This is a genomic window from Pseudoalteromonas sp. 2CM39R (assembly GCF_023161845.1).
Window position 1 is genome coordinate 39,487 of the sequence record NZ_JALNTM010000005.1, and the last position, 13,330, is coordinate 52,816.

Here is a 13,330-nt window from a genome sequence, read left to right on the forward strand (position 1 = left end):
TTAACTTGCTAACTTGCTAACTTGCTAACTTGCTAACTTGCTAACTTGCTAACTTGCTAACTCACCCCATTTAATCGTCTGGGCCTTTTAGGGTAAACACTAAATGCCTGCGCATGTCTTTTAAAATCACGCCTTTTTTCAGCATTGCGCCACTAAGGCGCTTTTGCCATTTTAATAGCTCTGGGGTCGCTGCATCGAGTGATTGTTGGTTTTCAAATTGAAAACACAAAAGCAATGAGCCTGGGAATAAGTGGTATTCCACATCAAACCAGCATTGCAACATGCCTTCAAGTTCTGCGCGACCTTGCTCTTCAAGGGCGTCGGCAACATTTAATACAAGGGCTTGCTGTTTTAATTGTACTTTAGAAAGCTTTTTCATTTAAAAACCAAAATCGAGTCGAAAAACTAATTATACCTAAGCTTTATGTTTGGCGGAATGCATTACGCCAGTCTCGCGGTGATAAACCAAACTGAGAGCGAAAATGATGGCGTAAAGTAACAGATGAGCCAAAGCCGCATTGCTCGGCTAAATGTTCTAATGGTAAATCAGTTGACTCAAGAAGTCGCTGCGCGTGGTTTAAACGTTGATTTAATAGCCATTGCCCAACGCTCAGCCCTGTAAGCGATTGAAAGTGGCGAGTAAAGGTGCGCCGGCTCATGTGCATTTGTTCTGCGAGTGTATCAATCGTGTGGTTGCTGGCTAAGTTTTCTTGCATCTGTTCAAGTAAGCTTGCTAAACGCTCATCAGCAACACTTTCGGGGACGGGTAGGGCAATAAATTGTGTCTGCCCACCATTGCGATACGGAGCTGTTACCATCATTCTGGCAATAGCATTAGTTTGCTCGCTTCCTAAAAATTTGCGAACCAAATATAAGCAGCAATCAATAGCTGCTGCTGTTCCTGCCGATGTATAGAGCCTGTCATGTTCAAGGTAAAGCACTTGATTGTTAAGTTTCACTTTTGCAAAGCGAGCTTTAAAGTCATCACTGTATGCCCAGTGAGTGGTTGCTTCAATATTATCTAAAAGCCCAATGTGAGCTAGCGCATAAGCTCCTAAGCAGAGCCCTACAATAATAGCGCCTCGCTTATGTGCGGCTAGCAAGCTGGCTGTTAATTCTTTAGAGGGGGCTGTTTCAGGAGATGGCCATGACGGAATAATTATAATATCTGCCTGATCAAACTTTGTTATTGAGTGGTGCGCTTGAATATCAAACCCCGCACTTGAGGGCATTACCTGTTCACATTCGCTGCACACTGTTAAGTTAAATTCTTTGATACCTGCCGAGCGAGCGCCCTCACCAAACACCATACATGGTACTGCAAGATGAAATGGACTGATATTTGGAAATGCGAATACTGCAACATTCATGGTAAAGCCTTATCAAACACTTTGGCCCAATATTATCGATAAATGGTATTTGGGTCACTGTTTGATACGTTAAAAATTCAGCAAACTAGGGTCCAATAAAATGAAAAAGGGCTCATACAATGACAAACACAGCATTACTAATTATCGACTTACAGAATGATTATTTTGAAGATGGCGCATTTCCTTTATGGCAGGCTAAACAAGTAAAAGATCATCTAGTAGATGTGATCAAACAAGCAACAGAACGCGGAGTTTTACCTATTCATATTCAGCATGTTGCTGATCCTTCTCAGGGTTTAGCGCCATTTTTTAATGAAGGTACAGAAGGTGTTGATATTCATCCTGATATTTTAAAAGCAGCACCAGAAGCCCCTGTGGTTGTAAAACACTATGCAGACAGCTTTCATCAAACTAATTTAGAAGATGTATTAAAGCAGCATGGTATTAAAAAACTTTTGATCGCAGGCATGATGACGCAAAACTGTGTGACTCATACTGCTATCTCAGAGCAAGCTAAAGAGTACGATGTGGCAGTTATAACGGATGTGAGCACCACAGTATCTGAAATGCTACATTTAATCGCACTAAATGCACTTGCCCCACGAGTAAAACTGCTAGACGCAAAGCAAGCCTTGCTTAGTTTGCAAAGTAATTAATATTTGCAAAGGCCGAAATAACATCTTTGGCAAATGCAATTCGGGGGTGTTTTAATGCCCCTTTGTTCCAAACTAAGTAAATTATGTTTTCTGGGCCTTCGGGCCCTAGTTGCACAAGCTCCCCGGCTTTTATCTGATCGCGACATAGGTAATCGGGTAATACAGAATAGCCAATGCCTGAGCGAATAATATTGCTAATAGCACGTATATCTGGGCAAATAGCAATGACGTTTGAGTGGCATTTTGCGTTGAATACAGCTTCAAAGTATTGTCTTATCAAAGGCAGCTCTTCATCATAAGCAACGACATTGTAGCTTGAGAGTAAATCTGCGGTAATAGTGCTGTCTTTGATTTCTCGGCCATGTAAACGGTTCATTACCAAAATTAGCTTTTCTTTGTCGAGCACTAGGCTATCAAATAGTGCTGGATCAGGCGCTGATGCGGCAATAGCAATATCTGCAGTTCCTGATTGTAATGCGTCAAAAATACTCACCTTATTACCAATATGCAGAACAAGATTCACATTGCCAGATTGCAATAAATTGGCAATTTGTGGCCCAGATACACTACTAATATATTCGGCAGGTCCTGCAATATTAACAGTGCCATGTGCGGCATCAGAACGTGCCCGTATCGACATGATCTTTTGCTCTAATATATCGATATGACCAGAAACCTGTAGCGCTAGATCATGTGCTGCTGCAGTGGGGGTAACGCCACGGGCTTTGCGCTCAAATAAAGATTTATCAACTACAGTTTCCATAGCTTGAATGTGTGAGGTCACTGAAGGCTGAGATAAGCCTAAATTAGCCGCAGCCTTCGTAATATTTTTACAACGATAAACTTCAACAAAGGTTTTTAATTGCGTGAGATAAGACATGTAACTGTACGAGCCATAAATATTCTGATTGCTCCTCTTAATTTATCCGAATTCTACTCGCCCCGCAAACCAACTATGATGGCTTCACTTTCTAAGAGGGCGAGTTATGAAAAAGATATTACAGCGACTAACGCTTGTTGCTGCATCAACTATGTCGATGTTTGCAGTGGCGGCTGAAGGCGAAGTGTTGGTTATTTTATCAAGTGAAACAACTATGGATTTAGCTGACGGCCAGAGCATTGGAACAGGCTACTACCTAAATGAGTTTGGTGTGCCTGCGAAAGCATTAGTCGATGCGGGTTATGAGCTTGTACTTGCAACACCCAAAGGTAATGCGCCTCAAGTAGATAAAAAATCAGTGAGTACCGACTACTTTGATGGTGATGAAGCTAAAATGCAGAGCATTCAGCGTTTTGTAGCATCGCTACCAGATATCAAAGATACCGCAAGTTTAAGCGAAATTTTAGCGGGTGACTTAAGCCAATATGAGGCTGTGTTTATCCCAGGAGGCCATGCGCCTTTAATTGATTTAGCAAACAACCCAGAAGTGGGTGAGATTTTGCGTCATTTTAATAAGCAAGGTAAACCAACAGCGGCAATTTGCCATGGCCCAATTACTTTGTTGTCGGCACAAGTTCAGCCAAATTCTTATTATCAAGCGATAAAAGATGGCGAAAAAGCATCAGCCAATAACTGGATTTATGACGGCTATAAAATGACTATTTTTTCAGACCCTGAAGAGCGTGTTTTTGAAAGCAGTTTAGAAGGTAAAAAGCTTAAGTTCTATCCTGCTATGGCAATGGAAAAAGCCGGTGGAAATATGGCATTCGCTAGTGAGTGGCAGCCAAACGTGGTTGTTGACCGCGAACTCATTACGGGGCAAAACCCGTTTTCAGATAAATTATTAGCAGAAAAGCTTTTAGAAATGTTAGCTAAGTAAATTAGCTAATTAGCAATTTAAACCTAATTTAAGGGGCATTTAAATGTTGAACTTTATTTATAAAAATCAAACCGAAATTTTGTTTGGTAAAGGTCAAATGAGTGAGATCACGTCACGTTTACCAGAAAACGCTAAAGTACTATTACTTTTTGGTGGTGGCTCAATAAAGAAAAATGGCGTATACGACCAAGCAATGAGTGCATTAGCCGATGTTGACGTTATTGAGTTTGGTGGTGTTGAACCTAACCCAACATACGAAACACTAATGCAAGCTGTGGCAACTGCTAAAGAGCAGAATGTTAACTTTATTCTAGCTGTTGGCGGTGGCAGTGTTATTGATGGCGCTAAGTTTGTTGCAGCTGCTTATAACTTTGCAGGTGAGCCATGGGATATCCTTGTTAAAGGTGCAGAGTTTAGTAACCCGCTTCCTATTGGTGCAGTTTTAACTTTACCTGCAACTGGCTCTGAGAGTAACGGCAACTCAGTGGTTACTAAAAAAGAGACGTCACAAAAACGTGCTTTTTCATCATCGAGTGTGCAACCTGTTTTTGCAGTACTTGATCCTGAATATACTTTTTCGTTACCAGAACGCCAAGTAAGTAATGGTGTTGTAGATGCGTTTGTACACGTTATTGAGCAGTACTTAACTTACCCAGTAAATGCGCCATTACAAGACCGCTTTGCAGAAGGTATTTTACAAACCTTGATCAGCGAAGGACCTAAAGCCTTAAGCGAACCGCAAAACTATGATGTAAGAGCCAATGTTATGTGGTCGGCTACAATGGCACTGAATGGCTTGATTGGTCAGGGTGTACCGCAAGATTGGTCTACGCATATGATTGGTCATGAATTAACGGCCCTTTATAACCTAGATCACGCACAAACGCTGGCGATAGTTTTACCTGCGTTAATGCATGTTCAAAAAGAGCAAAAGTCTATTAAAATACAACAGCTTGGTGAGCGAGTGTTTGGTTTTAATTATAACGATGAAGCCGAACAAATCGATAAAACGATTAAAGCAGTGCAAGACTTCTTTGAAGCAATGGCTGTGAAAACGCGTCTTGCTGACTATGACCTTGATGAACAAGCAATCGACGCGGTTGTTAAAAACTTAGAAAAGAATGAGATAACTACGCTAGGTGAACATGGTGATATTGACTTAGCAAAGGTTAAGCAAATATTAGCGCTTGCACTTTAGGGCTTAAATTTAAAGGCGTAACATAAGCTGTTACGCCTTTTTTAGTGCTCAAAAATTGATTTTCTCGAACTAGCTAAAGAAACTCAAAAGGGCAGTTTACTTGAACTATTTTATGCCGCGATGAAAGAGCAATATCAGCTACGTTACCCAGAAAAATAAACTAACGTATGTGAGTGTTCACTATTTCATTGAGCGCCATGCAAAGGTCGAAGCGGCAACCACAATCGCAATAGAAATACCAAGGTAGAGGGTTTCTATTGTGCCGCCAAACTCAACGGCGTGTTCTAAAAACAGAATCACTAAAATGACGGATGTTACCTGCACTAAGGTAATTTTTAAGTCATGAAAATCTTCGATATGAAAAGCGGCTAAAAACTGGCTACTCTTTGTGGTTGCAGGCGAAATGAATAGCCGGTACAGGCTGATGGTAATAACTTGAAGAGTAATGCCAATCAGTAATAAGTCGAGAATTTTTAAAAGCTCGACTATCATCTCTTTCCCTCCCTTAGCAGAGTCAGGCAATGATATAACCGTTGTTTTAACAACATTAAAAACGATGTTCACACAGGTTATGTAAACAAGTAACGATGAAATTGCTGAAGTGATAATCGCGATGATGACTAAAAACCGACTATTTTGAAAAAGGCGCTCCATATCAACTCACACAAATTAATTTCTTTGTTATACGAAGCTTAGCTGGTTTTTGATTAAATACAGCACGGCCATTAGCTAAGGGGATTTAACTTATTAGTTCTTTGAGTATTTACGTGCGAGCTCTGGTTTTGTATAAGTTTAAGGAACAAAAAGGTTGCTTCTATTAAGCATTAATACAAAAGGGATTTTTATGGGCTCGATGGCTAAGCACTCACTAGAACTGGATTTAAATGATAAAAAATGGTTTCGATATGCAGCCTTTAAAGGAAAATCGTCACTAACTGAAGAGTCAATAACAGAACTAGAATCTCTCCCAGGTTTAGCGACGTTATCTGGGTGGGCCGAAGTGTTTTTTGCGCTTATGGTATGCGCAATTTCGATATCTAGTTTTTATTTAGTAGATGCTTTTAACCCATGGCTGGCTTTTTTAGTTTGTCTTACAAGTTTTTTGGTCGTGTTTATTACCAAGCGCATCATGACTTACAAGAAGTATGGCTTTGGTTCTAAATGGGCAATGAGCATAAGCAAGGATGAGCTCAAAATTGATAAATTGACTTTTAAAGAGCACCAAAATCACACTTTTACCATTGCTGAAAACGAAATCGCAGAGGTTTTGTTTCACTACACGATGGATCTAAAACGCAAACGAAAGTTTGGCGAACCACGAATTAGATTACCCACTTTGCATGTTTGTGAAATTCACTTAAAAAATGGTGATACCCATGAAATTGACGGGATGCGGGTAGGGCTTTTTAACGTGTTATATTTAATGGTTTTTCATGGCTACCCATTAAGCTTTAAAGGCACTTTTGCTGGTGGCGCAAGGAATGCCTTAATTTTGTTACTAAGGATGTTTGCCCTATCGGCAATTGCAAGTGCGCTCAGTATGCTTTTCATTAATTTAAAGCCATGAGCAGTTGTAGCGTGTTCTTGAATGAAATAGCGCCTATTAGAATTAATAGACGCAGTTGGTACGCTCGTATTAAGCAATAAAGTCGAGGGTTACAAGTAGCCGTTTTTCGCCAGCAGCGAGTGCTGGTGAGCGGTGCACAAGGCCTTTGCCTTCGTTATCTTGCCAAGTTTCGCCTTTTAATAGGGCTACATCACCCACATTAAGAGAGTGAATTTTAGTATTTGCTGTCATTAATCCTGACTCTTCATCACTTAATCCTTGGTGACCTGCGCCAAGTTTAGTGCGATCAAGTCCTGCATTTTGCAACCACTGTGAGCCACTACCACAATATGTACTGACTAACCGGCAAGGGACTCTGTCAACATGAAAACGTGGGCACATGGCTCGTTCAAGTACTCTTAGGCGTAATCCGGTGCGCTTTAATTCAAATAAATAACAAAACATATCAACGAGCTGAGCAAGGTCGGCCTTAAGCTCTTCTGCTTGAGGTAGTTTTTCAAGGGCCTTATTTATGTCAGTCACAATGGTATTTTGATTGATCACAGCGTTAATACTGAGTTCTGGGTTGGCTGTAATACTCTCAGCTACTTCTGATTGCAGCTGTTTAGTTAAGTTACGCTGCCAAATTGCAATGTTATGCTCAGGTTTATATATTTGTGAAAACACCACAGGGCTTAGCGCTGTTGCTGCCGCTGATGGTAGGTTATCAGTGTCATGTTCTAATGCGTAGGCTGTCATTATGCTTCCTCCCAAACAGGAAATGGATCGGGCAGGGTTTGCCAAAGCGCTTTGCCTGCTAATAGTTCATCGTCGCTAAGTAAGCAGTTATCGAGAGCTTGAGTGATCGCTGCTTGATTGAGGTTTTGACCAATAAAAACCAGCTCTTGGCGCATATCACCAAAGGGCTCTTGCCATACTTGGTTAATTGAATCTAAGTAGTCGCTATCTGTTGACCACTGATCCTTCGGTAAGGCTTTCCAAAATATCCCGCCAAAACCATAGCGGGCTATGCCGCCAGCTTGATTCCATTGGCAAGCAAATTGTGGTCGAGAGGCTAACCAAAAGTAGCCTTTAGAGCGAAGTAGTTTGCCTTCGCGTTGATTGTTATGAATAAAGTTATAAAATTTTTCAGGGTGAAAAGGGCGGCGGGCCTCGTAAGTAAAGCTGCTAATACCGTATTCTTCGGTTTCTGGGGTATGCTCGCCGCGTAGCTCTTTTAGCCAGCCAGGTGCTTGCTGAGCTTTTTCAAAGTTAAACAGGCCCGTACCGAGAATTGTATTGATATCAACTTGGCCATTTTCAATGGCAATAAGCTCTACAGAAGTATTTAATGAGCTTAAAATGGCTTTTAAACTCTCAAGCTCATCGGCGCTAATTAAGTCTGTTTTACTAATTAAAATAACATCAGCAAACTCAACTTGATCAATGAGTAAGTCGGCCACGCTTCGCTCATCTTCTTCGCCTAAATGCTCGTTGGTTTCTTGTAAAAATTTGGCTTCGTTAAAGTCGTTTAAAAAGTTAACGGCATCAACGACCGTGACCATGGTATCAAGCCTTGCGACATCAGAAAGTGACACGCCATCTTCATCGGCAAAGGTAAATGTTTCGGCAACAGGAAGGGGCTCAGAAATACCCGTTGACTCAATAACCAAATAATCAAACTGGCCTGTTTGCGCTAAAGCGCGTACTTCAATGAGTAAGTCTTCACGCAGTGTGCAGCAGATACAACCATTGCTCATTTCTACTAGTTTTTCTTCGCCGCGGCTCAGCGAAACATCGTTTTTAACTGTTGCAGCATCGATGTTTATTTCGCTCATATCATTGACGATTACAGCCACTTTTTTGTCTTCACGGTTATTTAAAATATGGCTGAGCACAGTGGTTTTACCTGCACCTAAAAAGCCAGAGAGCACGGTGACGGGAAGTTTGCTCATAGTAGTGACCCTTAATTAGATTAAACAAATACGATAAATGTTTTGTTATAATATATCAATAAAAGAGCGTTTAAGAATAGTTGTTATGTGTTAATGCAAGATAAAGGTTCACGGTAGTGAAGTGTAATACGCAATCGCATTGCTTTTTATTAGTGAAAGCTGAGCTTTTGCTGTGTGCTTACCTAAAAAGACGAAGTTAATAAATGCCGAATGTTGAGTGTATTTTATGGTGGGGAGGATAAATCTAAAGTAGGAGGTTTAGATTGTTTTAGTTAGAAAAAATTACACAAATTGTGTAATAAGTTTAATTACAGGTTATTTAATTTAATTTTAACTTATTGATATTGTTTGTTTTAATTTTTGGCTTTTTACTTGCTTACTAGTTTTCCTAAATTTACGTAATAACAATTTAATGAGTTTAAAATAAAGGGAAACTTATGCCGGAGTCATTTAAATATTCAGGTCAAAAGGGGCATGGTGGTGAGCTACATCAACATGCAAATAATCAGTATTCAACAATGACTACAGCACAAGGTTGTCCTGTTAGTGATAATCAAAATTCCTTGTCAGCAGGGAAGCGTGGTCCAACATTAATGGAGGACCATATTTTCCGTGAAAAAATGTTTCATTTCGATCATGAGCGTATTCCTGAGAGGGTTGTGCATGCTAGAGGTTATGGGGCACACGGTTACTTTGAAACTTATGAAACACTTGAAGAGCTGACATGCGCGGATATATTTCAACGAAAAGGCGAAAAAACACCTGTATTCACTCGGTTTTCAACGGTCGCTGGTAATAAGGGCTCACCTGACTTAGCTAGGGATGTGCGCGGATTTGCTGTTAAATTTTATACAAAAGAGGGAAACTGGGATTTAGTTGGTAATAACATTCCTGTGTTTTTTATCCAAGATGCGATGAAATTCCCAGACTTGATCCATAGCGCTAAAGCTGAGCCTGATCGTGGTTTTCCGCAAGCTCAAACGGCTCATGATAATTTTTGGGACTTTATTAGCTTATCGCCTGAATCTATGCATATGGTCATGTGGGCGATGTCTGATAGAGCTATTCCACGTTCATTACGCTTTATTGAAGGATTTGGCGTTCACACATTTAAGTTTATCAATAAAAATGGTGAGCAAAAGTACGTTAAATTTCATTGGAAACCTAAATCAGGCATGCAATCAGTGGTTTGGAATGAAGCTGTTAAAATTAATGGAGCAGATCCTGACTTTCATCGCCGTGATATGTGGGAATCAATTCAAAATGGCGATTACCCTGAGTGGGAACTTGGCGTACAGGTATTTGACCAAGCCTTTGCCGATGACTTTGAGTTTGATGTATTTGATGCCACAAAGCTTATCCCTGAAGAGCAAGTACCCGTTAAGATCATTGGTCGAATGGTTTTAGATAGAGTGGTTGATAACTTTTTTGCAGAAACAGAGCAGGTTGCTTTTTGCACACAAAACATAGTTCCCGGAATCGATTTTACACCAGATCCACTATTACAAGGGCGTAACTTCTCATATTTAAATACGCAAACAAAGCGATTAGGAGGGCCAAATTTCACTCATATCCCTATTAATGCACCTAAATGTCCAATGCACCACTTTCACCAAGATGGTCACATGGCAATGCATAACCCCAAAGGAAGAGTAAATTATGAGCCAAACTCTTGGCAAAGTGATGAAAACAATCCAAGAGAATGTCCTGTTCATGGCTTTAAAAGCTCTGATGATGAAGCGCAAGGTAGCAAGCTAAGGTATCGATCAGAAACCTTCAGTGATCATTACAGCCAAGCTAGGCAGTTTTATCTAAGTCAAACTAAGATAGAGCAATCACATATCCAGGACGCATTGATTTTTGAACTGTCAAAAGTGGAACATTTAGCTATTAGGGAGCGTGTGGTGTCTCATTTACTAAATATTGATAGCGAATTAGCTAAGTTAGTGGCCTCTGGTTTGGGTTTGCAAACAATGCCTGAACCTGCTGAGGCTGCACTAAAAACTCGCCAAGATTTACCTGTATCAGATGCACTGAGTATTCAAAAAAGTGCTTTGGCTACTTTTGAGGGAAGGAAGCTCGGTATTCTCGTTAGTGATGGCTTTGACGATCAGCTATTTAATTCATTAGTTAGCGAACTAAACGAGCAAGGTGCGAACTTTGAAGTCATTGCAGCCCAGATCGGTGGAGCGAAAAGCTCTACTGGTGTTCACCTTGGAGCAGAGCAAGTTATTAACGGCGGCCCTTCTGTTTTATATGATGCAGTTGTTTTACTGACATCAGAGGAAGGTGCTAAAGAGTTAATTAAAATTCCAGAGGCGAGAGATTTCGTTTCTGATGCGTACTCACACAAAAAATTTATTGGTTTTACTGAAAGCTCAATGGAGTTGTTAAAAGCTGTTGGCTTAAATGAAGACCAAGACGACGGCATCATTAACCTAGAAATGTGCAAGGCATGTGACTTTCTTCAGACACTAACACAACTTCGTTATTGGCAACGATAACTCATCTTTCAAGGCGAGGGCTACTCGCCTTGAGTAATAATTATATAGTGAGAAGGTGCAGTGAAATTAATTTATGTTGATGATAATTTGCCCGGTATTACTCGAAAAAGTCACTCTAAATGTTGGCTTTACTACGACCCAACAGGTAAGCGGATTAATGATAAAAGTGAAATCGCCCGTTTAGATGCACTAGCATTCCCTCCTGCATACAAAGATGTTTGGTTTTGTCCTGAAGAAAATGGCCATATTTTAGCAACTGGTTACGATACAAAAGGGAGAAAACAATACCTTTATCACCCAAATTTTAGAGAGCAGCAGGAGCTAAAAAAGTTCGAAGTGTGTGAGCTTTTCGGAAATAAATTACCCTTACTAAGAGCAAAGTTAGCTGAATACTTAGAAGGTAATACACTTGATTATCAAAGGACAATAGCTGCAGTTGTTAGATTGATGGATTTAGGCTCTTTAAGGATAGGATCTAAACGTAACGCGAAAGAAAATAATAGTTTTGGAGCGACAACCTTACGTCGCCGCCATGCGAAGATAACAGGGAAAAATATTCGCTTAGAATATAAAGCTAAATCTGGCAAAGTGAGAGAGGTTAACCTTACAGATCGCGTTTTGAGCTCTATTATTAAAGAGTTGCAAGATTTACCCGGACAAAACCTGTTTCAATACAAAGAGGATGGTGAATGTATTCCCGTGACTTCACGTGAAGTTAATCAATTTATCCAGAATGTAATGGGAGAGGAGTTTAGCGCAAAACACTTTAGAACCTGGCGTGCGAGTGTTTTAGCATTCGAAGCTTTTTATAATGCAAAGAAAAAGCTCCCATTGTGCGACATGCTAGAAACGGTATCGAGCCATTTGGGTAATACGCCAACGATAGCCCGTAATTCTTATATTCACCCGGCGCTTATTGATTTATGTAAAAAGGATGAAAACAACCAGGTTGGTTTAAGAAAGCAATTAAAACTGCCCCGTAAAACGAAGTATTTGAATAGATACGAGCGAGGACTTCTACTCTTTCTCGGCCAGTAGATACGTCTATTCTGGTAGTCAAGCAATGCTATTTCCTGATAGCAACATTACAGAATAAGTAAGACTATTTGACAGTGTACTAACCGGTACAACTGGCTTAACCTTTAGCTAATTGACTGCTTATTAAGGATTTATATGCGTTTAGCCAAACTGTTGTTAGCATATTCTATTACTTGTTTACCTTATACGTTATCGGCAAAAGAGCTGTTAGCACCAAAGCTCCCTGAGGCTATACAAGAAATTTACCCTACAGTAATGAATCAACAGATTTGGGTTGCGGGTGGTATCTCTACTGAGTTACCAGCATCAACGGGTAAGATGACAGCAAAAGTTCATTTTTGGTCACCTAAGTATGCTAGTTGGCAATCAGCACCTAATTTGCCTGAAGGGCGTCATCACACGTATTTAATCGCAGTAGAAAACAGACTCTTTGCCTTTGGTGGTTTTGTTAATAGCCAAGGCCAATGGACCAATAGCCGTGATGTGTTAATGCTAGATAAAGGCGCCAAAGCATGGCAAAAGGTGGCGAGTTTGCCTTTTGCGTTAAGTGAGACTGTGGGCGCAGTGCTTAATGGTAAAGTGCACTTAGCAGGTGGACGTAGCCCTAGCAGTGAGAAAAATGGCCAATGGCAGCATAGTTTAGATGTGAGTGCGCATTTAATTTTTGATCCTAAAAGCTTCACCTTCAAAGAAGCTGCACCCTTACCTTCGGCTAGAAACAGTGCGGCAAGTGCACAAGTAAACGGTCGTTGGTTTGTGTTAGGTGGCAGAACCGTTGGCGGCGAGCCTATCACTGACATGCTCGAATACTTACCCGAAACAGACACTTGGCAAGCACATGCAGCTCTCCCTAAAGCACGAGCAGGGCATGCGGCGGCAGTTATTGATAATGCTATCACTGTGTTTGGTGGTGAACATAGCCAAGGAGTTGACCGTGAGGTTTTTAGTTATGATTTAACCAAGCAGCAATGGCGCAAAACTTTCGAATGGCAAACACCTCGCCACGGTTTAGGAGCTGTTACATTAAACGGCGAAATTTGGCTAGTGGGTGGTGCCACAAAGGTAGGGCTTTCTGAAACGAGCCGTGAAGTGACTTCATTAAGAAAATTAGTTGAACAATAGCTTGCTTCTAATTAGATACTTTTAGTTAAGAGTTCATAATCTAATTCTTGAATAAATGTCTCTAATAGAGGAAAATCGTCTGCTTAATCTCATAATAAGAAAACAGTTTTTTGTTGTGAGT

13 protein-coding genes are annotated in these 13,330 nt (G+C 40.6%); 7 read left to right on the forward strand and 6 right to left on the reverse strand.

What is annotated here, in order from left to right:
- Positions 1-70: 70 nt before the first annotated feature.
- Positions 71-379 carry a hypothetical protein gene (locus MTF66_RS12755; protein ID WP_058585610.1) on the reverse strand — a complete coding sequence of 103 codons (309 nt, stop codon included), beginning with the start codon at positions 377-379 and terminating at the stop codon, positions 71-73.
- A 43-nt stretch (positions 380-422) separates the two neighbouring features.
- Positions 423-1,370: a GlxA family transcriptional regulator gene (locus MTF66_RS12760; protein ID WP_248527347.1), complete on the reverse strand. Its 948-nt coding sequence runs from the start codon at positions 1,368-1,370 to the stop codon at positions 423-425.
- Positions 1,371-1,489: 119 nt separating this feature from the next.
- On the opposite strand from MTF66_RS12760, the gene MTF66_RS12765 reads away from it, so the two are divergent.
- Positions 1,490-2,026 (forward strand): cysteine hydrolase family protein, encoded by a 537-nt coding sequence (locus MTF66_RS12765; RefSeq protein WP_248527348.1) that lies wholly within the window; start codon positions 1,490-1,492, stop codon positions 2,024-2,026.
- Here the strand turns inward: MTF66_RS12765 and MTF66_RS12770 are convergent.
- Entirely contained in the window at positions 2,007-2,906 is a 900-nt protein-coding gene (locus MTF66_RS12770) for a LysR family transcriptional regulator (RefSeq protein ID WP_248527349.1), read from the reverse strand. The two genes, MTF66_RS12765 and MTF66_RS12770, sit on opposite strands and share 20 nt — an antisense overlap.
- A 106-nt stretch (positions 2,907-3,012) precedes the next feature.
- Here MTF66_RS12770 and MTF66_RS12775 point away from each other — a divergent pair, with 106 nt between their 5' ends.
- Positions 3,013-3,846 carry a type 1 glutamine amidotransferase domain-containing protein gene (locus MTF66_RS12775; protein ID WP_248527350.1) on the forward strand — a complete coding sequence of 278 codons (834 nt, stop codon included), beginning with the start codon at positions 3,013-3,015 and terminating at the stop codon, positions 3,844-3,846.
- A 43-nt stretch (positions 3,847-3,889) separates the two neighbouring features.
- Positions 3,890-5,044: an iron-containing alcohol dehydrogenase gene (locus MTF66_RS12780; RefSeq protein ID WP_248527351.1), complete on the forward strand. Its 1,155-nt coding sequence runs from the start codon at positions 3,890-3,892 to the stop codon at positions 5,042-5,044.
- 180 nt (positions 5,045-5,224) lie between these two features.
- On the opposite strand, the gene MTF66_RS12785 is transcribed toward MTF66_RS12780, so the two are convergent.
- Positions 5,225-5,698, reverse strand: coding sequence for a YqhA family protein (locus MTF66_RS12785; RefSeq protein ID WP_248527352.1), 474 nt, complete (start codon positions 5,696-5,698; stop codon positions 5,225-5,227).
- Between the two features lie 346 nt (positions 5,699-6,044).
- Between MTF66_RS12785 and MTF66_RS12790 the strand changes: the two genes are divergently transcribed.
- Complete coding sequence (locus tag MTF66_RS12790) at positions 6,045-6,611, forward strand: hypothetical protein (protein ID WP_248527353.1); 567 nt, start codon at positions 6,045-6,047, stop codon at positions 6,609-6,611.
- Positions 6,612-6,680: 69 nt separating this feature from the next.
- Here MTF66_RS12790 and MTF66_RS12795 read toward each other — a convergent pair whose 3' ends face one another.
- Together MTF66_RS12795 and zigA are read right to left on the reverse strand one after the other, a co-directional pair.
- Positions 6,681-7,349, reverse strand: a complete 669-nt coding sequence (locus MTF66_RS12795; RefSeq protein WP_248527354.1) for a DUF1826 domain-containing protein — start codon at positions 7,347-7,349, stop codon at positions 6,681-6,683.
- Positions 7,349-8,545, reverse strand: a complete 1,197-nt coding sequence (zigA, locus tag MTF66_RS12800) for a zinc metallochaperone GTPase ZigA (protein WP_248527355.1) — start codon at positions 8,543-8,545, stop codon at positions 7,349-7,351. The genes MTF66_RS12795 and zigA overlap by 1 nt, the downstream gene beginning before the upstream one ends.
- Positions 8,546-8,982: 437 nt before the next feature.
- On the opposite strand from zigA, the gene MTF66_RS12805 reads away from it, so the two are divergent.
- The 3 genes from MTF66_RS12805 to MTF66_RS12815 all read left to right on the forward strand — a co-directional run bounded on the left by MTF66_RS12805 (position 8,983) and on the right by MTF66_RS12815 (position 13,209).
- Positions 8,983-11,049 (forward strand): catalase, encoded by a 2,067-nt coding sequence (locus tag MTF66_RS12805; RefSeq protein WP_248527356.1) that lies wholly within the window; start codon positions 8,983-8,985, stop codon positions 11,047-11,049.
- 60 nt (positions 11,050-11,109) lie between these two features.
- Entirely contained in the window at positions 11,110-12,087 is a 978-nt protein-coding gene (locus tag MTF66_RS12810; protein ID WP_248527357.1) for a DNA topoisomerase IB, read from the forward strand.
- Positions 12,088-12,222: 135 nt separating this feature from the next.
- Positions 12,223-13,209: a kelch repeat-containing protein gene (locus MTF66_RS12815; RefSeq protein WP_248527358.1), complete on the forward strand. Its 987-nt coding sequence runs from the start codon at positions 12,223-12,225 to the stop codon at positions 13,207-13,209.
- The last annotated feature ends 121 nt before the right edge of the window (positions 13,210-13,330 follow it).

Coding starts and splice junctions, on each gene's coding strand:
- MTF66_RS12755 (WP_058585610.1), bottom strand. CDS start 379: ATGAAAAAGCTTTCTAAAGTACAATTAAAACAGCAAGCCCTTGTATTA.
- MTF66_RS12760 (WP_248527347.1), bottom strand. CDS start 1,370: ATGAATGTTGCAGTATTCGCATTTCCAAATATCAGTCCATTTCATCTT.
- MTF66_RS12765 (WP_248527348.1), top strand. CDS start 1,490: ATGACAAACACAGCATTACTAATTATCGACTTACAGAATGATTATTTT.
- MTF66_RS12770 (WP_248527349.1), bottom strand. CDS start 2,906: ATGTCTTATCTCACGCAATTAAAAACCTTTGTTGAAGTTTATCGTTGT.
- MTF66_RS12775 (WP_248527350.1), top strand. CDS start 3,013: ATGAAAAAGATATTACAGCGACTAACGCTTGTTGCTGCATCAACTATG.
- MTF66_RS12780 (WP_248527351.1), top strand. CDS start 3,890: ATGTTGAACTTTATTTATAAAAATCAAACCGAAATTTTGTTTGGTAAA.
- MTF66_RS12785 (WP_248527352.1), bottom strand. CDS start 5,698: ATGGAGCGCCTTTTTCAAAATAGTCGGTTTTTAGTCATCATCGCGATT.
- MTF66_RS12795 (WP_248527354.1), bottom strand. CDS start 7,349: ATGACAGCCTACGCATTAGAACATGACACTGATAACCTACCATCAGCG.
- zigA (WP_248527355.1), bottom strand. CDS start 8,545: ATGAGCAAACTTCCCGTCACCGTGCTCTCTGGCTTTTTAGGTGCAGGT.
- MTF66_RS12805 (WP_248527356.1), top strand. CDS start 8,983: ATGCCGGAGTCATTTAAATATTCAGGTCAAAAGGGGCATGGTGGTGAG.
- MTF66_RS12815 (WP_248527358.1), top strand. CDS start 12,223: ATGCGTTTAGCCAAACTGTTGTTAGCATATTCTATTACTTGTTTACCT.